Here is a 21626-nt window from a genome sequence, read left to right on the forward strand (position 1 = left end):
ACCCTGCTAGCTGGGGACAATGACTGTTCTGGTTCCGTTCTTGATCTGAACCCGCGTTTGTGCCAGCAATATATACGGCAGGCCATCCAGAGGCTCCAAAATGCGTGCGAGTATCAAATCACTTTCTGACCGCAACGTGCCAAAGGCGATTGAGTTTCTTTTCGAGGATCAGCCCCTTTTAAGTTCTGAGCGACGCGAAGATTACGACGCCTTGCTTGCGGGACTGATTAACGCGGTTGGGCCCAACAATGAGATCCATTGGATACTTCTGAAAGACCTAAGGGACCTTATTTGGGACATTCAGCGCGAGCGGAAAATTAGAGCCGAAATTATCGCGGGGCGCGTTGTTGCCGCAACGAGAGGTTCTACGAGGTCGGAATTCCTCAGGCAGCGTGCTATCGAAAAGGGCGAGATCGTAGCTCAAGTCACATCGAGCGAGTCGCAGCCAAATCTTGCTCAGTCCATCACTGAGAATGCACCTCACATCGAGGCGTCGGACCGGCGTCTCGCTGGTTATGAAGCGCGCCGCTACGCCATTCTCCAGCAACTACTACTATTCTCTAATGTTTTCGAGATGATGTCTGAAGGCAAGGATTCAAAAGTTATTGAGAGTGCCTTCACCAGGAAATCTGCTCGACAATGACAACAGAGAAACGAAGACAGGCAAATCGGCGCAACGCAACGAGGAGCACCGGCCCACGGACAGCCCAAGGCCGAAGTGTTAGTCGCCGCAATGCCATTCGTCATGGGCTCGCAGCTTCGATACGTTATGATCCTGAATTGAAGATCGCGCGAGATGAGCTTGCAATGGCAATGTGTGAAGCTGTGGGGCTACAGAGTATCACAACCGAGGCTTATGAAGCAGCAGAGGCCTCTTTGGATCTCCTGCGCATACGTGGAGTGCGTGCCAAATTGTACGATTCATTTGTACTCAGCGGATGTGATCTACGAACTGACCTCTGCGAGCAGCTTGCCAAGTTAGAACGCTACGAGCGCCGCGCATTCTCCCGTCGAAAGCGAGCCCTGAATGAGCTACATCAGCATTCTCTGGACAATTTTTTGGTGAATGCGCCAAAAAACCGTGAGGAGGCTCCGACATGAGCAGCTGGTTCAAGGTGTTGATGGTTGTTGCTCTTGTCCTTTATTTCAAGGCATCACAGCTTGTGGCAACTGCCATCGTCGACCGATTTGGATTTCTAGGATGCTTGGTTTCGCTTGGCGGACTCTATGGTCTTGGGTGTTGGCTCGAGAAGCGGGATTCGTGCCGCGTGACTGGGCCTGAAGGCAGGCGACGTTCTGCGCCGCGCAGTTTGATGGACGCCGAGCGCCGAACTCGTAGGGTGAGGGGGATAGGGGATATCGAGGTGCGCTCATCGTGAACTGGTTTGGCAGAACGAACCCAAATGTCTAGGGCAGGCCACTTAGTGCTCTACGACGCTTTGATGTTGAGGAGCTTTACAGCTGCGGCATGATAGCGATACCTACGCACTGCGCAGCGGCGCCATCACCGCGACCGTCAAAGCGCACGGCGACGAACTTTGCTCGTTGCAGGGCGTCGGCACGGAGTTAATCCGGCAGGCCGAGCCGGTCTGGACGCGCCATGCCGCTGCTTTCCCGATCGTCGGACGTGTCGCGACTGACGAAATGCGGCACCGGGCAAACCTACCGGATGGGCCCAGCACGGCTTTGCCCGCGACAGCTGCTTTGCATGAGAAGGCGCGGGACGAGCGCCGTTGCACGCTGCTGCTCGAAGACAGTGAGGCGACGCGAGGGCTCTATCCGCTCCCGTTCCGACTGACTGGCCTGGGCTCCGCCCGGTGGCACTTGGGATTGCTGATCTGAGCGGCAAAAGTTTCGCCACCCAGTTCGGTTTGCAGCTTTGACGTTGCGAAAGCAGTCTATTGCTTCAATTCGCCTCATCAAGCGGCCCGTGGATACCGTCGGGACAAATCTCTGTCACTGCGGCGCCCCGCGGGTGCCTCAAAGCCGCGCCAAGACCTCCTGAACTAATGTCGTTGCTCGATATACCGAGCCCTTTTCCAAGGAATGGATTTCATGGTGGTCTTTGTGCAGGCGAACAGTCTGATCTGTGGAGCCTTCTGCTTGGCGTTATTGGGCATGACGCTATCTGGGTGTGCGAGCGGTCCACAGCCGGCCGGTCGGATCGCATGGGACGGAACTGGCCGAGATCCGAACCTGCCGGAGGTGCGCCAGCGGGGCCCTCATGTTGCAGCCGCCACGCCGAAGAAGGATCCGACCGCGGAAGAGGACGCGTTGCTCGCTAGCCTAGAGCCAAGGTCTCCGGAGTGGTCAGCGGCTCAAAGGAAAATTGATGCCAATCGCGACAAGCGGCTCGCGACCAAGTTGATCATCTGCCGGGGCTGCTCGGTGTCCGTGACCAAAGCCGAACCTCCTCAGGCCACTGGTCTCACAGATAGCCGATTGTCCGCACTCCGTTAAACTCGATCCGTACCGGGCCGCGGCCCGCCCCCAAAATCGTGGCGGCAGGCAAACCTCGTCGAGGCCCGCCTAGCGTGATGTGATACTCGGCGCCGGCCGGCGTGTCACGCCGTCCATCCATCCGTAACGGAGAAGGGTGCATCTGGTACCGCTCTGGGAGCTTGGTAGAGGATACCCTAGCCTTCGTCCCGCAGTTGGTCGAAATTGGCGATGATACTGATGGAATGCCTTCCGTCGAACTGCGCAATGCTTGAAGGGTTGCTTCAACTGTACGTTCGGGTCCCATGTCCCCCCGTGATAGCGGACATCCGCTTCGGGGTGAAAAGGAAGCTGACGGTCTCCGAGGCGCCAGGCAAAAGGCGGCCGGACTCAAAAGTATACGGTTTGTAGCCGAGAGACGCCGTCAACTCGATGAGGTCGGGTTTGGCGCTAAAGTCCTCGATAAGAAGTATTGGTTCGTGTTGTCCGAGCGTCTCGACGCCGCCCTTTACCACTTGAAACTCAAAGCCTTGCACATCGATTTTGATGAAGATTGGATCGGCTAGTTTCTGCGCATCGAGAGTTTCGACCGAGCAGGCGTGGGAGTCGACGACAAGTTTTGCCGGATCAAAAAAATAGACGGTGTCCGAATTAATCCAGGAATGGGCCTCTTGGTAGTCCAGAGAGCCCAGGCCGTCATAGACAAAGCCGCGATAGGATGGCACGTGCAGTTGAAAATTGCCCGGCTTGTCGGACAACCCGATCGGGCGAATAGTCACATCGGGATCGCTGCGAAAGCGCTTTGCAAGTCTCGATGCGAGAGCCGGATTTGGCTCAAATGAGACAACCCTTGCGTTTGGTGCGTAGAGCCGGATGTTATCGATCGACTGGCCCAGGTTCCCTCCGACGTCGATGTAAGACCCATCAAGCCTGTCCTTGAACAAGCGAATAGCTGCGAAAAACGGTTCGCTGGGAACGCTCCTTACCTTCCGGTAAGAATAATAGAACTGGTCTTTGGCCTCTTTGAGGATCGGAAAGTAGGATTGTGCAGTTCTGAATGGCTTCTTCAGTCGCCAGGGAATTTGCATGTTGCACCTTAAATATACCGAAATAAGGACGAGACTTATCACAAATTGATTTACTCGCCAAATCCAGTCTAGGATCAGGTTGTTTGAGCAGGGAATACTCATTTGTCACGTACGAGCCAACATTTTGTGGCACTCGATTTCTATCGTTTCGTGGCCGCGGTTGCGGTCGTGGTCTATCATGTCGCACTTCACGACCATGAGCGCGGGGAACTCTTCCCTGTAGTGGAGAAGTTCAATCTCTTCGTGGACTTCTTCTTCGTGCTGTCCGGGTTTGTGATTGCTCACGGCTACGCCGGATCAGTCAATACGTGGCCCGGTCTCATTACCTTCATGAGGCGCAGATTTGCGCGGATCTACCCGCTGCATCTGGTCACACTGGGGCTTTTTTTCGCAGCCGTCGCGGTGATCGCGGCCACGCACAAGACGGCGCCGAACCCCGAGAAATACAGCTTGTCGCTCCTTCCGGCGCAGATATTTCTCGTGCAATCCTGGCCGCTGAACGCGCCGCTTCAGTTCAATTACCCCGCATGGTCAATTAGCGTCGAGTTTGCCATGTACCTGCTGTTTCCGCTCCTGATGTTGTGCGGCCGCAGATTTGGAATGCTGTCATTGGTTGCTATTGCTTTGGCTGGGTTCGTGACGCTGGAAGTGTTGTGGGCCAGGGGCTTCATGAATGCCCCTTACTGGGATGAGAACTACAGCCCAGTCCGGGGTCTGCCAACGTTTACGGCCGGCATCGTTATCGCGGGAGTTTACGGCAAGCTGAGGCATGGAGTTTTGCTTGGCGCGCTTTCGCTAGTAGCAGCGGGCGTCTTGATGGTGCTACATGCCAACGACTATTTCATCATCGCGGCGTTCTTCGCGTCGGTGTATTTGACGGCCTCCGGAGAGGCCGCAGTACCCGAGCACGTCCTCAATTGCAGATTTGTCCGCACGCTTGGAGACGCGTCGTATTCGATCTATATGCTCCATGCGTTCGTGTTGATGGCATTCTTCACCTTCGTCTGGCGGGGCCACGACGAGGCGCCTGGCGGTGTCTATGTCGTTGGTCTCTTGGCGGTGATCTGCGTGTTGTCAGTTGGAATGTTCAGGGGATTTGAACGGCCGATGCGTGATTGGATATCCGGCCGCCGCAAAGCAGGCGCCGTCCCTGTTTAGCCACGGCTCTCATTTTCCGCTTTCTGGGCGACTAATGTCGAGGACGAGCAGTGTGCGAGCTAACTGACCTAGCCGGCGTATCGTCATGGCCACGCAAGGATCACGTCCGCGCCTTCTACTCAGGCCACAGTCTGGTCGAGGGGGTTCCAGAGGTCGTCGCGCAGATTGCGGGCTCATTGGGCCACCAACTGGATTTTGAAACGCAGATCCTGGGTTATTCGCTGCTGCGCCAGCGGACAAGAGGCGACCTGCCTTCGGCGTCCGACTGGCCGGGTTATCGTTCCGGTCAAAACCGCGAAGGTACCGGCTTGGATGTCGCCGAGGAGTTGCGCCAACCCCGGCGCCTGGCACCCGGCGACACCTACGATGTCCTCATCGTCGCCGAGCGTCACGACCTGCCGGCCATCGCGCGCAAGGAACGCACCGCTTTCTATTTGACCCACATGGCGAAACACCTTTTGGCAGGCCATCCCGACGCCGAGGTGTTCCTTTATCATTCCTGGCTTCCCATAAATCCGGAGGCGCCGCGGCTCTGGATCGACTACGAGCGAGCGGTCGCGCCGATGTGGGAATGCATCGCCAGCCGTGCGAACCTCCACCTGCCGCCGCGCGGCGATGTGCCGCGCGTTCGCGTGCTGCCCGGCGGCAGCGCGCTCGCCGAGCTGGTTGCCGCGCTGTGGGAGGGCAACGTGCCAGGTGTTGGCGGCATTTCGCCGGCCGCGCGTGTTCAATTGCTGTTCTCCGACAATGTGCACATGAGCGATTTGGGGCGCTACTTCATTGCCCTGGTGAACTATGCGATCCTGTTCGGCGGCAGTCCTGATGGCGCGGTGATCCCGGCAACATTGTCGCCGGAGACAGGGCGGCACCTGCAAGCGTTGGCATGGCAATTTGCCGTCTCTTACGGCCAGCTGGCGAGTGCGGTCGCGGGCCGAGATATGGCAGCTTGCCGGGCCCTGATGCAAAAGGACGTCTGTCCGGCTTATGCAGCTTTTCGCCACGGCAAAGGTACGCCGGTTCTTGCCACGCTCAAGCGCCTGGTCAAAACTCATTCCTGCCGGCGCGACTACGCCAATGCGCTTGATTGTGAAAACCCGTTCGCTTCGCCCGATAAAAAATGAAGGGTTGGGCCCGGGCCGGCAGCGGATCAGAGCCCCGCGCGCCCACTCTCTACAGCCTGATAAGGTTTCCGCGAGTTCGCCTCGTCGAGTGCCGCGTTCAAGGGGCCCAGCAAGACCTTCGCGTTGGCTCCAAGCAACAGTGTGTCATGATTGCCGGGGATCATGACCATCTTCAATCCGCCTGTGATCACGCTCTCCCACCCGTAGTAGGGCCCTCCGCCGCCGTAGATATAAGGGACGCTCTCGGCCCGGAAGAGGATCGCCTTTCCGTGCCACGGCCGGGGCATGTAGCGCGCGGCGGCCTGGCCGAAATTGTCGGTGAGCTGGCGATCCCGCAGCGCGTGCGGCACGGGTTCGTTTGCGCGGACATGCCTCCTGATTTGCGATTGCTCGCGCGCCATATGGGCTCGCTCGCGTCGTTTGCCGACAATCTCTTTGATGTAGCCGAGGCCTTCCTCGCGCAAACGGAGGAGCATCCGGTCCAGAGAAACCGTGCGGATCGGCATCTGAGGGTGAAACGTGTCAAACAAAACGAGGAGTGGGACCTCTTCACCCAAGGCAGCCAGTTGTTGCGTCATCTCGAAAGCCACGACACCGCCACCCGAGTAGCCGGCCAGCAAATAGGGACCGTGCGGACGAAACGCGCGGATCTCCGCAATATAGGCTCGAGCCATCTCCTCGATCGAGGTATGCGGGCTGCTCTTGCCATCGACACCGCGGGCCTGCAGTGCGAAGAACGGCTGGTCATGGTGCAGTCCCCAGGAGAGGTCGCGAAAGTTGAGGACGTTACCCCCGGCGCCATGAACGCAAAACAATGGCGGCCGATCGCCGCCGCGCGCGATCTCAACCAATGATCGAGGCTTCGCCGGAAGCTTCGCGCTAGCCACATGATCAATAGCCCGCGACACGCCTTGAGACGATGGCAAGTCTTGGGCTTTCAATTGCGGGAGCTCCCCGACGAGATCTGTCGATAGATCGATCTCGGTGAGGCCCTTGGCTTCTCGCAACAGCGCCGCGGTGGCAGCAATGGTGGGCGCCTGGAAGAGCACGGAGAGCGGCAGTTCGACTCCATGCTCCTTGCGAATCCGATTGAAGAGGCGCATCGCGATCAGCGACTGCCCGCCCAGTTCGAAGAAGTCATCGTCGATCGAGACCTTCTGAATGCCGAGCATGTCCTGCCAGATGGCCGCGAGGTCGCGCTCGATTGCATCCCGGGGCGCTCTGAAGCCGGCATCGCCGCCAGGCCGCACGAGGCCCGGTGTTCCAATCGACCAATTGACCTCCTCCGCAGGTGTGCCGCGGCTGCCTTGGTTTAGACGGTCCAGCCAGAGGCTAAGGTCGAGAGTGGAAGCCACAATTTGCGGCGAGACATCGCAGGCCATAATACGGTCCAGCGCTTCGAGGCCTTCCGCAGTGGTCATGCCCTCGCGCAGAAAGCTTTCCTCGGCGGTCTCGCGACCATCCGGCCGCGGCAGTCTGGGAGAAGCCGGGTTGGCAGCAAACGCGTCGACCCGGCGCATCATGAACCGTTCGATCGAGACCAATTCGTCGCCGTCTTCGTCGAGCAGGGTGACATCGAATATTGCGCTTTTGTCGTCCGCGGCGCGCAAACGCACATGGCTGGAGAACGTTGCTGGCACCGGTCGCCGCACCAGCACATGGCCATAAGAGAATGGAACGTAGAAATCGTCTTGGCCTGCAAACCCCGGGATTAGCTGTTGGGCCGCACCCGTCGCCATGTCGAGCAGCGCCGGATGCAGCGCATAGGTCGCGAGATCGGAGGCGAGGGCAGCCGGCAACGCGAGATCGATGAGCGCTTCGCCCTCGCCGAGATTGATCGCCCGGAGATTGGCCCAACGCGGGCCAAAATCCATGAAGTTCTGGACCAGCCGGTTGTTGACCACCTCGCCACGTTCGCGGCAGCGTCCGCGAATGGCTGACACGGATTGCCCTGGAACTGCTGGCGAATCGACATAGGCGATACGCGCCGTGGCATAGAGCTGATCGTCGGACTCACCGTAGATCGCGAGACCATGGTCACTTTCGCGATTTAGTTTGATGTTGATCGCGCGCGCCTCGTCGTGACCGACGGCTAAAGGCTGGAGAAAGGTGAGATCGCGAATTTCGACCGCCCGATTTTCGGGCCGGTACGCAAGAGCTGCGCGAGCAAGTTCCAGGAAGCCCGTGCCAGGAATGACCGCTTGGCCATTCCTGACGACATGTTCGCCCAACGGCCAATGTGTTCTGGGATGCAGCACGGAACGAAACACTGTCTGCTTGATATCGTCATGCACGCAGTCGCCAAGAAGGGAGCTCGCGCCGGGGATTTCGCCAGCGGTCGTGCGCTGATGCTCACGGACCAAGGTCGCGAGCATGCCCACCTCTTTCCAGGCATTCCAATTGATGCTGACGGTGCGGGTCCGACTGCCCCGCGCCGTGCGGGCCTTGGCAACTGCGTCCAGAACGGCATTGGCGGCAGTATAGTCGACCTGTCCGGCCAGTCCGAGGATCGAGCTGACCGAAGAGAAATTGACCAGGATATCCAGTTCGCCGTCGCGGAACAGCGATTGCAGAACCAGGGTACCCTTGGCCTTGACCGAGAGCACCGCCGATTGAGTCTCGGGTGCGCGAAGTGCGATCAACTGATCTTTGAGCACGCCGGCACAATGGAAGACACCGTTGATGCGGCCGAAGCGTCGCGTTGCCTCGGCTACCACATCAGCCACGGCGTCGCGGTCGGTGACGTCGGCAGCAGCCAGCATCACTTCGGCACCAAGTGCCCGCAACGCCCGAACCTTCTCGATTTTCCGCGACGTGCTGTCGTCTGCGCCGTGGTCCTGGAGCCAGCGATCCCATGTCGATTCCTGGGGCATCGCCGACCTGCCAACGCACACGAGACGGGCCTTGGCGTGCAGTGCCAGATGCTGCATCAGTTCGAGACCGATGCCGCCCAGTCCGCCAGTGACGAGGTAAACCCCGCCGGGCTGCAGCCAGGAGCGCATCTGTGGCGCGGGATCCAGCGCCAGCGGATCGAAACGCTGCACCCATCGCCCGCCCTCGCGCAGGACCACAAGCGGATCGCGCTTGCTGCTGCAGAGCTCGCCGAGCAGGCGATCTGCCAGGAGCGCTTCCGCGGCGGATTTGGCTGTCGGCACGACCACGTCGAGGACCGAGCATGACGTGCCGGGCATCTCGCGCGGCAACACGCGGCAGACGCCCATCAAGGCGGACTTCTCGGGGTGTAGCTCGCTCTCGCCGGGAAGCGCCTCGATCGCGGTGCCGATCGCGGTCAGCCGAACCTGATCGACCTCGAATGTCAAGGCCTGCGCCAGAAACAGCAAACTGTAGAAATTCTGAACCGCACCGACGTCCCAGGCAGCAAGGTCGGCGTCATCGGACGAGCCGAAGAACCGCCTCGGCCTCGGAGCGAGCGCCCAGAGGTGGATGATATGTGCCGGCAGGGCGTCCTGCCTTCGCAGCCCCTCCATTAGCCTGGAATAATCCGCGGCGCGGGTCGGATCGATCGTGAAGTTCAGCGCACCGCGCTCTGCAAACTGGGGCGCAGCCGTGACCGTGGCAATCCGTGCGCCGGTCGCGCGTAGGCGTTTGACGATTGCGGCGGCCAGCGGTGAAGCGTCGGCGATAACCAGCCACGGCTTGCGAAGCTCTTCTTCAGAAAGCTGTCCAGAGGGCGCCGCGCGCACGAACGCGGGAGCCGAGAACCATCGACCTAGATCAGGCTGCCGTGTCAGCGAGGTGGTGGTCGTGGCCTGCACGCCCTTGTCGATCCAGTATCGTTGCCTTTCGAAGGGATAGGTTGGCAGCGGCACGCGGCGTTGTGAGTTCTGCGCGAAGAAGCTGGAGGGATCCAGCTCGATGCCAGCGACCCAAAGTCGGCCTACCGCCTCCTTTAGGAAGACGACGTCAGACGCCGCTTCGCTGGGATGACGCAGCGAGGTGGTCACCACGGCGGCTTTGCCGGGTTGCTGCCTGTAGAGGCTTGCGAGCGTACGGCCAGGTCCGACTTCCAGCAGCGCTCGGCGACCACTCTCCAGTACGGTCCGGGCGCCTTGGTCGAACCGCACGGTATTTCGAAGATGACGGACCCAGTAGGCCGGGTCCATCGCTTCGGGGTCGGTGATCCAGGTTCCGGTCAGGTTGGATACGAAGGGGATCGTTGGCTTCTGAAACCGAATGGGTCGGCAGAATCGCTCGAATTCCCGCAGGATGGGCTCAAGCATCGACGAATGCGCGGCGACATTGATGTGAATGCGAGTGTGGTCGATCTGCTCCGCAGCGAGCTCGGCTTCGAGCCGCTCGATTGCGTCGACAGGGCCTGATGCGACGCAAAGCGAAGGTCCGTTCACGGCGGCAAGCGAGAGCTCGCTTCCAAGTCGCGGCTGCATCTGCTCCTCGGATAACGCGACCGACAGCATGGCGCCGCGGGGGAGCGTTTCGAACAACTTGCCGCGCAACGCAACCAGCGACATCGCATCCGGCATCGAGAGAACGCCCGACACGCAGGCGGCGGCGTACTCGCCGGCGCTGTGCCCGATCAACGCGTCGGGGACTAGCCCCCACGATCGCAGCAGCATCGCCAAGGCGTACTCGACTGCGAACAGTGCAGGAAGCGCCAAGGAGGGGGCCTCGAGCTGCCTGTGCGCCTCGGTCACTGCATCGGGCGATGGGAACATCAATCTGCGCAGATCGAGCGGGATTCGGGGCTGGACGACGGCGATGCAGGCGTCCAATGCCTCGCGGAAAACCGGCTCCTTCTCATAGAGCTCCGCGCTCATGCCGGCGTATTGCGCTCCACCGCCGGGGAAGAGGAATACTGTGGATGTACGCTCGCGCATGGCCGTGCCCGTGAGGATGCGCCGCGGATCGCGGGTTTCCAATTGGGCCGCTGCCGATGCTGCATCGCTCGCCACCAAGGAGCGGCGAACCTCAAAGGCCTCGCGACCGGCCATCAGTGTGAATGCAACCTCATCGAGCGGCTGTCTCGGATTCGTCCGTAGATGGTCGGCCAGATTCCGTGTCGCCACCTCTAGCGCAGCGCTGGTTCGTGACGACAGCAGAAGCAATTGCGGTTCTGTCTCCTGACGCGTCTGCAAAACCCGGCGCGGGGCTTCTTCCAGGATCAGGTGGGCGTTGGTGCCGCCGGCGCCGAGGCTCGTGACACCCGCGATCCGCGTCTTGCTAGAGGCCACCGGCCACGGCCGCAGGCTGGCGTTGACGAAGAATGGCGAGGCGGAAAAGTCGGCCTGCGGATTTGGCGTTTGATAGTGCAGCGTCGCCGGCAACTCGCGGTGCTCGAGCGCGCAAATGGTCTTGATCAGGCTGCACATGCCCGCGGCCTCGCCGGCGTGGCCGATGTTCGATTTTACCGAACCGATCGCGCACGACTGGTGTTGAACGTCGGGCCCGAAGGCCTCGACTAGCGCCGCGATTTCGATGGGGTCGCCGATCAGCGTGCCGGTGCCGTGCGCTTCGATATAGGACACCTCTTCGGGCGCGACGCCGGCCAGGTCCAGTGCCTCGGAAATGACCCGAGCCTGCCCACTGATACTAGGCGCGAGGTACCCCACCTTGTCGGAGCCATCGTTGTTGATGGCCGAGCCGCGGATCACTGCACGGATGCAGTCGCCGTCGCGCAGGGCGTCCGAGAGCCGTTTGAGAACAACACAACCGACGGCGGATGCCATCACCGTTCCGCCGGCCTGGGCATCGAATGGACGACAGTGCCCGTCGGGAGACAGGATTTCTCCCGGCCGGTACAGATAGCCTCGCTGCTCGGGGTAAATAGTTGAGGCGCCGGCCAGCGCCATGTCGCACTCGCCATTGAGCAGACTCTGGCAGGCGAGATGAACCGCAACGAGCGAAGACGAGCAGGCCGTCTGCACATTCATGCTCGGGCCGACGAGGTCAAGCTCGTAGGATACGCGCGTTGCGAGGAAGTTCGGATCGTTACCGGTATGACGCAGTAGCCAGGCGCCAATCGAGCGCAGGACTTCTTCATTGGTCGCGAGGTTGTAGGTGAAGTATTCGCTCGCGCCTGACGCTGCAAAGACGGCGACCGGGCCGTCGACCTTCGCGCCGACATAGCCTGCATCCTCGAAAGCCTCCGATGAGCATTCGAGAAACAGGCGGTGCTGCGGGTCGAACACGGCGGCGTCGCGGGGGGAGATGCCGAAAAATGCAGCATCGAATTGATCAATGCCGTCTAGGTAGCCACACGCCTTCACATAGGACGGGTCGCGCAACACTTCTGGGCGTTCGCCAACAGCAAGCAACTCTTGCTCGGTGAAGACGCGGACGGTTTCACGGCTCTCGCGGATATTCTCCCAGAACTTTGCCACGCTCGATGCGCCGGGGAAACGTCCGGCCATGCCGATGACTGCGATGGAAGGCGTTTCGCTGCCGCTTGTGGCGCCAATCGACGTCACTTGGTCATGCACTGGGCTCGCTCCGAGGAGGCCTAGATCAGCGGCCGAGCGCTGAATGATTTGAAGGTCGAAATACGAATGCTGTTTAATTGGGCGATGTGCCCCGCGACGCCGGCGAGCCGGATAAGAAATAGCTCGATCAGGGTTCCACTAATGTGCTGGGCTGCAATTGTTATGCATTTGTCGTTCTTCGTCCACGGGACGCGATCAGATACCTAGCTATTTTTGCAAACATTGGCAATAAGGTAAAGGCAATAAGGTAAAGGCAATAAGGTAAACTCAAACTATTCTGCCTCGGCGTGAAAACCAGATGCAGATCAAGTTTTTTTTGATTGCTTCCGGCCGTGTTGACTGTAACAGATGTGTTGCGTCCGATTTAAAATCGATTTTTGAAATTAATATACTTCGCTGGGATTGGAGCCCGCTCATATTCGCGGATCCAGCGCTGACTTTTTGGGAGTGCTATGCTGCAGGACAGTTATCCGCTCTCGCCACTCCAGCAGGGTATGCTGTTTCACCATCTCGAGGCACGGACCCCGGGCGTGGATGTCGAACAGCTCGAGATATGGCTCAACGAGCCGATCGACACCAATGTCCTCGCCGATGCCTGGGCCATGGTGGCGAAACAACACCCGATCCTGCGTACTCGTTTCCGGTGGCAAGGCCTGGAAGTTCCGCTGCAGGAAGTCGTAAGCGAAATTGCGGTGCCTTTTGAGGCGCGCGACTTGTCGGGGATAGTGGCCGAGCAGCAGGAGGAGGCGCTGCGCATTTTCCTGGCCGAGGATAGATTGCGTGCCTTCGCCCTCGAAGTTGAGCCGCTCTGGCGTGTGACGGTGCTGCATCTCGCCTCCGATCGCCTTCGACTCGTCTTCACCTACTCGCACGCGATCTTGGACTCCTGCTACGCCTTCGTCGTGAAGGAGGTGTTCGACGTTTACGCAGCGCTGGTGCACGGCGCGCAGCCGTTGTTTGAGGAACGTCCGTCCTATCGCGAGCACATCGCCTGGCTCCAGCGGCACCTGGAAGCGAATGCAGTGGCCGCTGAAGGGTATTGGCGAAACCTCCTGGCCGGCTTTCGCACTCCGACCAATCTCGAAACGCTACGGATTGCCGCTTCCGACGCGCCCCCCGCCGCCGGTCATGCCACCCTGGAATTTGCGCTATCGCTGGCCGACACTGAGAAACTGCATGATCTCTCCGCGCGGGCCTCATTGCAGACGTCTGCTCTCGTCGAAGTCGCCTGGTCGCTCGTGCTTTCGGCGTTTTCGGCCCAAGATGATGTCGTCTATGGACTGACCAGGGCCGGCCGGCGGTCGTCGATCGAGGGCGCAAATCGTGTTATCGGGCTGTTCATCAATACCGTTCCGGTCAGGGTCAAACTACCCTCCGAGTTGCCGGTGCTGGAATTATGCCGCCAACTGCGCGAACAGCGTCTCGAGTTGCGCGGTTACGAACACACGCAGCTCGTCAATATTCTTCGCTTCAGCGAGGTGCCTCGCGGACAATCGCTTTTTGATTCGATCATCGTCTTCAATTCGCAAACCGACGATGCGCGCTTCAAGTCATTCGGTCAGGAATGGCAGCGGCGCGACTTCACACTGCACGACCAGACCAATTTTCCGTTCAACGTGATGGCCTATGACGGCCCTCGATTGACCTTCAAATTGTCATTCGACACGAGCTGTTTTGCGCCGGCCTCCGTCGAGCGCATCGCCGATCTGTTGCAGGCGATCCTTGTCGCGATTGCCGACCAGCCGGAGGCCAAGCTCGGCGATCTACCAAGCCTGCCATCGCAGGACGCCGGTTCGATACTCCAGATCTGGAACGATACCGACAGACCGCTGCCGGGGCCGCACTGTGTGCATGAGGCCTTCGAAGCGCAGGTCGATCGCACACCTGACAAGGTGGCGCTGGTTGACGGGTCTCGCTCGCTCACTTACCGCGAACTCGATCGGCGTGCCAACCACGTCGCCCGGGCGCTGATCGCCGGCGGTGCGATGCCGGACCAGATGGTCGGCATCCATGTCGAGCGGTCAGCCGAAATGATGATCGGTTTGCTTGGCATTCTCAAGGCCGGTGCAGCCTATGTGCCGATGGATCCTTCTTACCCTGCTGAGCGGATCGCGCTCATGCTCGAGGACTCTCGAGCCGGCGTGGTGGTAACCACCACGGACCTGGCGGGCGCGCTGCCGCCTCAAACCCGCGCGCTGTGCATTGATGCGGGCGGAGAGGCCAGCGAAGCGGGTCGACCATACGTGGCGATGTCGGGCGAAAATCTCGCCTATGTCATCTTCACGTCGGGTTCCACCGGACGTCCGAAGGGGGTGATGCTCGAGCACCGCAACGTCACCAACTTCTTCGAAGCCATGGACCAGGCGTTGGGGACGGAGCCGGGCGTGTGGCTCGCGACGACCAGCATCTCGTTCGACATTTCGGTATTGGAGCTGTTCTGGACGCTGGCGCGCGGCTTTACGGTGGTCATCCAGCATGAAACCGAACGGCTCGCGCGCGCCGACGCGCGTACCAACAGGCCGATCGATTTCAGCCTGTTCTACTTCGCCGCTGATGCGGCCGAGGGGGCCGGCGGCAAATACCGGCTGCTGCTGGAGGGCGCTAAATATGCCGATGATCACGGTTTTTCTGCCGTGTGGACGCCCGAGCGGCACTTCCATCCCTTCGGCGGCCTGTATCCAAATGCGGCGCTGACCGGCGCAGCAGTCGCAGCCGTTACCCGGCGCATCGGGATCCGGGCCGGAAGCGTGGTGCTACCGCTGCACAACCCTATACGCGTCGCGGAGGAATGGTCGGTCGTCGACAACCTCTCCAACGGTCGCGTCGGACTGAGCTTCGCTTCCGGATGGCACGCCCGCGACTTCGTACTGCAGCCGGAGAACTACAAGAACCGCCGCGACCTGATGGCGAGTGGCATCGAGACCGTGAAGGCGCTTTGGCGCGGTGAGGCGATCAAGGCCATTGGCGGCGATGGCCAGCCAGTAGAGATAAAGACGTTTCCAGCCCCGGTGCAGCGTGAGCCCAAATTGTGGGTGACCGCAAGCTCGCATCCGGACACTTTCGCGCTGGCCGGACGGCTAGGCGCCAACGTGCTAACAAACCTGCTGGTGATGAAGCCCGAGGAGCTCGTCGCGAATATCGCGGTCTATCGCAAGGCCTGGACCGACGCCGGCCACGACGGGACAGGGGCGGTCACCCTCATGCTGCACACCTTCGTGGGCCCCGACGCGGCAGAAGTCCGCAGCAAGGTGCGAGGACCGTTCCTGGAATACCTCAAGACTTCGACCGACCTCATCTCCAAGATGCGATGGGAGATGACCGCATTCGCCAAGGGCGATGAACGGCAAGCATCGGCCGCGCCGCAGATGAGCCTCACGAATCTGGACGCCGAGGAACTCGACGTCATTATGGAGCACGCGTTCGAGCGATACTTCACGACCGCGGGCCTGTTTGGATCACCGAGCTCGTGCCTGGCGGCGATCGATAAGCTGAAGCAGTCCGGTGTCGACGAGATCGCCTGCCTGATCGATTTCGGCGTTTCGGCCGACGATGTGTTGGCCAGTCTTCCCTATCTGGACGAATTGCGCCGCTTGGCCAATCCATCCCTTGCTCCGGTCTCCACCGAGCCCGATCAGGATGTCGCTTCGCAGATCCGCCGCCACAGTATTTCTCATCTCCAGGCCACCCCGTCGCTGTTGGGCATGCTGGTGTCCGACGATGCCTCGCTCGATGCGTTAGGCTCGCTGCGCATGCTGCTTCTGGGCGGCGAGCCCCTGCCGCAGACATTGGTTGAGCGATTGCGGCGACGCTATCAGGGTGAAATCCGCAATATGTACGGCCCCACGGAGACATGCATCTGGTCAACCACCAGTGCCGTAGGGGGCGCAGATGACGCGATCACGATCGGAAGCCCAATTGCGAATACCAAGGTTCACGTCGTCGATCGAGCTCTGCGACCGCTGCCAGTTGGCGTCCCCGGTGAAATCCTGATTGGAGGCGCCGGCTTGGCGCGGGGCTATCTGGAACAACCGGAGCTGACCGAAGAACGCTTCGTCCCTGATCCCTTTGGCGATTCCGGAGCTCGTCTCTACCGAACCGGCGATCTCGGAATGTGGCTGCCCGACGGAACGCTTGCACACCTCGGACGTCTCGACCATCAGGTCAAGATCCGGGGTCACCGGATCGAGCCGGGCGAGATCGAGGCTGCATTGAACCGCCATCCCTCGGTGCAGCAGAGTGCGGTCGTGGCCAGACCGGACGCGACAGGTGTGCAGCAGCTCGTCGCTTACATCGTCTCGCCCAATCGTGGCAGCGCTCCAACGATTGATCACTGGGGGGCAATTTGGGACGAGACCTATCAGCATGGCGGCGACTCCGAGACCGCCGGGTGGAGGAGCAGTTATACCGGCGATTCCATCCCTGAAGCACAGATGCGCGAGTGGATCGCGTGTACGACAGAGCGGATCCAGCAACTGCTGCCCCGCAGGGTGCTGGAAGTCGGCTGTGGAACCGGCATGATCCTCTTCCGCGTCGCGCCGAACTGCGAACTCTATCATGGCATCGACCTATCCGAGGCAGCCCTGGCGCGAGTGAAGGCCGAGGCCACGCGGCGAGGTCTTGCCGGCGTAGTCTTGGAGCAACGCGCCGCCGACGCGCTGGCTGCCGTCGAGGGCGGTCCCTTCGACACGATCGTCATCAATTCAGTCGCCCAATATTTCCCGAGCGTGGCGTATCTCATGGACGTGCTGGCGGCCGCCCTCGAGAAGCTGGCTCCAGGCGGCGCAATCTTTGTCGGCGATGTGCGTCATCGCGCGCTGCTGGAGGTAATGCTCTGCGAGATCGAATTGCAGAAGGCCGCGTCCGACGTTCCGGCAGGCGAACTTCAGGCCCGGCTGCGGAAGCGGCTCGAAGAGGAGCCGGAACTGGTGCTGGATCCGCATCTGTTCTTATCTCTTCCACTGCGGCTTGCTGATATCGAGGAAGTACAGGTCGAACTCAAACTCGGCCGCGAGCCGAGCGAGATGACTCGCTTCCGCTATGACGTGGTGATCAGCAAGCGCGGCGGATCCCCGCGGCGGTCGATAGTCGCGGACATCGAGAAAGCTCCCGAGCCTTGCACGCTGGAGAGCTTGAGGACAATGGTACGGTCCCGGACGACCTCACTGCGTATCACCGGCATCCCCAACGCGCGGGTCGCGGCGCCCCTGGCGGCGCTGCGCGCTGTGCAGTTGCGCTCTCCCACCATTCGCCTGGGTGAGATCGCCGTGGGTCCAACATCGGGAGTCGATCCCGAGGACGTGCGCATGCTCGATAAAAGCTATGAGGTGGCCATCGAATGGTCCGCCGCGGGGCCGGGATGTTTCGATGCCGTTTTTAGGCCCTCGCAACGGATGGAGGCAGTCGGGGCGATGGCGGGCATTGCGGTAACGGACAAAGCTCCTGCCGACGTTGACGTGTCCGCGTACGCAAATCGGCCGGCGCTCCGGGGCGCTTCTGGAGGCAATCGCTTGCCCGACCTTCGACAGCATTTGCGCAGCGCATTGCCGGAGTACATGATTCCCACGGCGTTCGTGCCGCTGGAAGCGCTGCCGCTGACCCCCAACGGCAAGCTGGACCGCCAGGCGTTACCTGCACCCGATGGTGCACGTCGCGAGACCACGACGCGATTTAATCCGCCAGCGACCGAGGTAGAGCGCAAGCTTGCAGCCATCTTCCAGGAGCTGTTGGGCGTGAACGAGATCGGGATTGACGATAATTTCTTCGAGTTGGGCGCCAATTCGCTCATGATGGTCCGCGTGGTGGAGAAGATCCGCGCGGAACTGGGACTGCAGATGTCCGTCGTCCGTGTGTTCCAGTATCCAACGCTAAGCAGCTTGGCCGGCGCAATCGCGAATTCCGGCACCACTCGCGGCAACACTGCAGCGCCTCCGGAACATAACCGTGGGCAGCTTCGCAGGGACATGATGCAGCGCAGACGCGAGATACGGAGCGGCTCCAAGACCAATAGAAATTAGGAGACCGCTAAGGCGCATCATCCGAAGCAGCGGAGACGAAAGCTGACCAGAATCCAACCGAGCTGTGGAACGGCTCGGTGCATAATCGGCAAAGCCACTTCGTTCGCTTAAGCATTTGCGAAGGTAGCGGACGAGAGCTCGCAGCATTGCGGCGACGTCCCGTAGATTCTTAGTATTGCTGTCCGATGTTTTGGTGAAGGCGCAAAACGCTAACGTCGCTCATCTTCCCTGGATTCATGGGAGCAAGAATGCCGAGAAACGACGAACGCAATCAACGCGTGCGAGCGTTGGGGAAATGGTGGTGCCGATTGAGAGGAATCGAACCTCCGACCTCCGCCATACAGGGACGGCGCTCTACCACTGAGCTAAACCGGCTTTAGAATATCTTCACTGCAACTGCTCGCGTCCAGGCTCAGTCCGAGCGAGTGCACTTTTGAGACGTCGCTGCATATTGGCAATCATCGCCAAGCGTTCTTCAATCGCCTCAATAGAGTTCAACTGGCAATCATTTGGCGTCTGAGCTGAAGCGCTCATTGATATTCTCCCAGCAATAAAAAAATAGATCGCAATCGAAGGGCTGTGCCGGCCCCTATCTCTACTGTGCAAGAACGAACCGGCGGAAGCAATATAGCCGTTGGATTATCCTAACTCGGCAAGGTTAACAGCGCTATCCCTCTCGCATCTCAAGGCAGCGCGTTCCGTCGAGCTTTGAAGAGGACTACCTTGGGGTACGGCTATGTTCGTCGCCTCACTTCACCGCGCTTGTCGGAGGAAGAAATCAGCGCGGCAATGAAGGAGTTGCGGAGACTGCGCGTTGAGGTTGCGGTAACTGAGATTGAGTCAGCTCTTCGTCGTTCCAATGTGCGAGTCCTGCGGCCGCGAGGAATTGCCCACCATCGTTGCCTCTCTCAAGGCGCACAGATCCGTAATCTATCGCATCCTGACGGGGGTAGAATCAGATCAGGCTCTCAACGGATCACGTACAATGCCGGGAGGTTGAGGTGGTAAACGACCGTTTTGATCCTATGGCGGCGGACCTTGCGTAGCGCTTAGAAATACAGCGACGATCTCGGATGCAATCCAGTTGCTACAGGTTACTCTCGAGGATCATTTCTCTTTGGTTCCGGTGAGAATCTTTGCAGATGACCGCGCCGCTCGCGCTCGCCGCGATCACGCGGGGTGGGGCGTTCGGAAGGGTCGCGGCCGAGCTTGGACCGGAGCTCGACGAGATCGGTGAAGACGTCGGCCTGGCGGCGCAGCTCGTCGGCGATCATCGACGGCTGGCTGGCGATGGTGGAGATCGCGGTGACCCGCACGCCGCGGCGCTGGACGGCCTCGACCAGGGAACGGAAGTCGCCGTCGCCCGAGAACAGCACCATCCGATCGATGTGCTCGGGAGTTCCATGGCATCCACGGCAAGCTCGATGTCCATGTTGCCCTTGACCTTGCGGCGGCCGGAGGCGTCGATGGACGCCTTGGACGCCTTGGTGACGACGGTGTAGCCGTTGTAGTTCAGCCAGTCGATCAGCGGGCGGATCGAGGAGTATTCCTGATCCTCGATGATGGAGCTGATGTGGATCGCCCATGCGCCGTTAGTCTCATGACGAGGTGTCATCCAGCGGGCGTCATGCTTTTGGCTGCTGAAGCGGGCTTGCGGCGATGGCCATCTCTCACCCGGTCCACGCGCGGCGATACCGGCTTGGATTATGTGCCAGTGCTCGCTTGAGCCCTCGGCCCTGACGGCACCGGTTTGCAGATCCGATGGCATCTCCCTTTCAAGCTTCGAGAGGCCTATCTGCTCAGGGACGCGCCGGCCGCTGAATCCAACATCGGCGCCGGCACCATTACCTGCAACTACGACGCCTTCAAGAAGCACAAGACGATCATCGGGCAGGGCGCCTTCTTCGGCACCAATTCCTCGCTGGTCGCACCTGTAACAATCGGCAGCGGCGCCTATATCGGCTTGGGCTCGGTGATCACCCGCGACGTGCCTGATGACGCCATGGCGTTGGAGTAGCCCGCAGACCATCCGCGAAAGTGGCGCTGCCCGCTATCGCGAGATGAAGGCGGGTGGCAAGAAGCCGGCGAAATGAGCGCCGCTAACCGAGGCGCGCGGTATGCTTGCGATCTTTGGAGCAAGGCCCGCGCGCTTTTTTGTCATAATTGGTCCCAACTGTCCCATCTGCTTCGGCTTAGATTTTGTCTGCGAGAACCACCCGGACCGGGCTTGGAGCGAGTGGGGCCGGTGAGCCGTGCGCCTGCAACAGTCGCCGGACATAAACGGGGGAATTGAAGAGCCGGATGCCAGCCATATCATCTAAGAGGCAGGTGCGAAGAAGCGCCACCAGTGACAAGCCGCCTGATCGGCTCAAGCGAGCCGCGGATCGCGAAAACATCGGCGTAGCAGTCCTCAATTCAATGGCGCACTTATCATGGTAGCGATTTGGCGCTCCTTGGTCGGATGCACCCAGATGTCAGGCGTGATCTGCCGCACATCGGTCAACTTGAACATGCGTACAGGCAGCCAACGCGGCGTATTCACAGGCCGGCGGTCGGACTGCCTCGGGCCGGCGTGTTTGCTCTGACACATGCGCGGGAGCCGCGGGTTGCCGTCGGCTCCGACGCAAAGCAATCATTGTGCTAGGTCTGACATCGCATCTGCAGGTTCAATGCTTTGAAAAGGCCATCGAAGGCAACTGACGGGCACGGCTTGGCCTCAGCGACAGGTTTTGCGCGACTGGCGCCAATGATTGCCTTGGAAGTTCCGTACCGGGGCCGAGGTCTGGGGAGCATGATCGCTGATTTTGTGTTTGCGCTGAGCTTCTGCTGCTCGATGATCTTCGAAGGTGCTTGCGCGATGAACGCGATGTGGTCCGGTGGATGCACCAGTTCGCTCGAGGAAAGCGGCTGCGGCCGCGCCTTGAATTGCGGAATTTCGAGCCGGTCAGCCTTCATCAGTGTATCGCGAGAGGGGCGCATGCCGGTCGTTTCCTGAACAGGCGTCACCTTCACAGGCTCCTTCATGCGTGGCGCTCCTTCGAGCTCCATCGCGGCGAGGGTACCGAGGCCAACGAGTAAGAGTGCCACTCTCATCTGATTTCACGCTCTCCGAACGAGAAACTTGGCTCAAATCCTCTTGAAGGTGAGCTCCAGAATGGAGAACGATTGCAACCGTCCAATAGGGCCGTTTAGCGGCAGAGGTGAACGAGGGAGAACAGCTACGGGAGAAGATCAACGACAGGGTTAACGCGGGTCGTGCGAACTGGCCCGCTGAAGCGGACAGCTAGCTCGCCGACGATCCTTAAGCTTTGAGCCACCGTCGCAACCTAAGCCAAACTATGCTCAGAA

General features: G+C 60.3%; 8 protein-coding genes, 1 tRNA gene and 2 pseudogenes. 5 read left to right on the top strand and 6 right to left on the bottom strand.

Annotated features, from left to right (window positions below; translation table 11 throughout):
• The first annotated feature begins 100 nt into the window (after positions 1 to 100).
• Positions 101 to 643 carry a hypothetical protein gene (locus N551_RS0116760; protein WP_027567899.1) on the top strand — a complete coding sequence of 181 codons (543 nt, stop codon included), beginning with the start codon at positions 101 to 103 and terminating at the stop codon, positions 641 to 643.
• 2080 nt (positions 644 to 2723) lie between these two features.
• Here N551_RS0116760 and N551_RS0116770 read toward each other — a convergent pair.
• Positions 2724 to 3527 (bottom strand): FkbM family methyltransferase, encoded by an 804-nt coding sequence (locus N551_RS0116770; protein WP_197031144.1) that lies wholly within the window; start codon positions 3525 to 3527, stop codon positions 2724 to 2726.
• A 126-nt stretch (positions 3528 to 3653) separates the two neighbouring features.
• On the opposite strand from N551_RS0116770, the gene N551_RS0116775 reads away from it, so the two are divergent.
• Positions 3654 to 4685 carry an acyltransferase gene (locus N551_RS0116775; RefSeq protein WP_027567902.1) on the top strand — a complete coding sequence of 344 codons (1032 nt, stop codon included), beginning with the start codon at positions 3654 to 3656 and terminating at the stop codon, positions 4683 to 4685.
• 50 nt (positions 4686 to 4735) lie between these two features.
• Positions 4736 to 5806 (top strand): hypothetical protein, encoded by a 1071-nt coding sequence (locus tag N551_RS35640; protein WP_155809748.1) that lies wholly within the window; start codon positions 4736 to 4738, stop codon positions 5804 to 5806.
• 26 nt (positions 5807 to 5832) lie between these two features.
• Here the strand turns inward: N551_RS35640 and N551_RS35645 are convergent, their stop codons facing one another.
• Positions 5833 to 12264: a type I polyketide synthase gene (locus tag N551_RS35645; protein WP_081747854.1), complete on the bottom strand. Its 6432-nt coding sequence runs from the start codon at positions 12262 to 12264 to the stop codon at positions 5833 to 5835.
• A gap of 452 nt (positions 12265 to 12716) precedes the next feature.
• On the opposite strand from N551_RS35645, the gene N551_RS35650 reads away from it, so the two are divergent.
• Positions 12717 to 18278, top strand: coding sequence for a MupA/Atu3671 family FMN-dependent luciferase-like monooxygenase (locus N551_RS35650; RefSeq protein WP_051462782.1), 5562 nt, complete (start codon positions 12717 to 12719; stop codon positions 18276 to 18278).
• A gap of 299 nt (positions 18279 to 18577) precedes the next feature.
• On the opposite strand, the gene N551_RS0116795 is transcribed toward N551_RS35650, so the two are convergent.
• The 3 genes and pseudogenes from N551_RS0116795 to N551_RS35655 form a co-directional block, all read right to left on the bottom strand.
• Positions 18578 to 18653, bottom strand: a tRNA-Thr gene (locus N551_RS0116795).
• A 12-nt stretch (positions 18654 to 18665) separates the two neighbouring features.
• Entirely contained in the window at positions 18666 to 18812 is a 147-nt protein-coding gene (locus tag N551_RS38015; RefSeq protein ID WP_155809749.1) for a hypothetical protein, read from the bottom strand.
• 560 nt (positions 18813 to 19372) lie between these two features.
• A pseudogene (locus N551_RS35655) lies at positions 19373 to 19845 on the bottom strand (NYN domain-containing protein); the annotation flags it as partial.
• A 249-nt stretch (positions 19846 to 20094) separates the two neighbouring features.
• On the opposite strand from N551_RS35655, the pseudogene N551_RS0116805 reads away from it, so the two are divergent.
• A pseudogene (locus N551_RS0116805) lies at positions 20095 to 20371 on the top strand (DapH/DapD/GlmU-related protein); the annotation flags it as partial.
• A 547-nt stretch (positions 20372 to 20918) separates the two neighbouring features.
• On the opposite strand, the gene N551_RS0116815 reads toward N551_RS0116805, so the two are convergent.
• A complete protein-coding gene (locus N551_RS0116815; protein ID WP_245287791.1) occupies positions 20919 to 21302 on the bottom strand; it encodes a hypothetical protein in 384 nt (127 codons plus the stop codon).
• Positions 21303 to 21626: the final 324 nt, after the last annotated feature.

It is taken from the genome of Bradyrhizobium sp. URHA0013, assembly GCF_000518345.1.
In the GTDB taxonomy this organism is placed as follows: Bacteria; Pseudomonadota; Alphaproteobacteria; order Rhizobiales; family Xanthobacteraceae; genus Bradyrhizobium.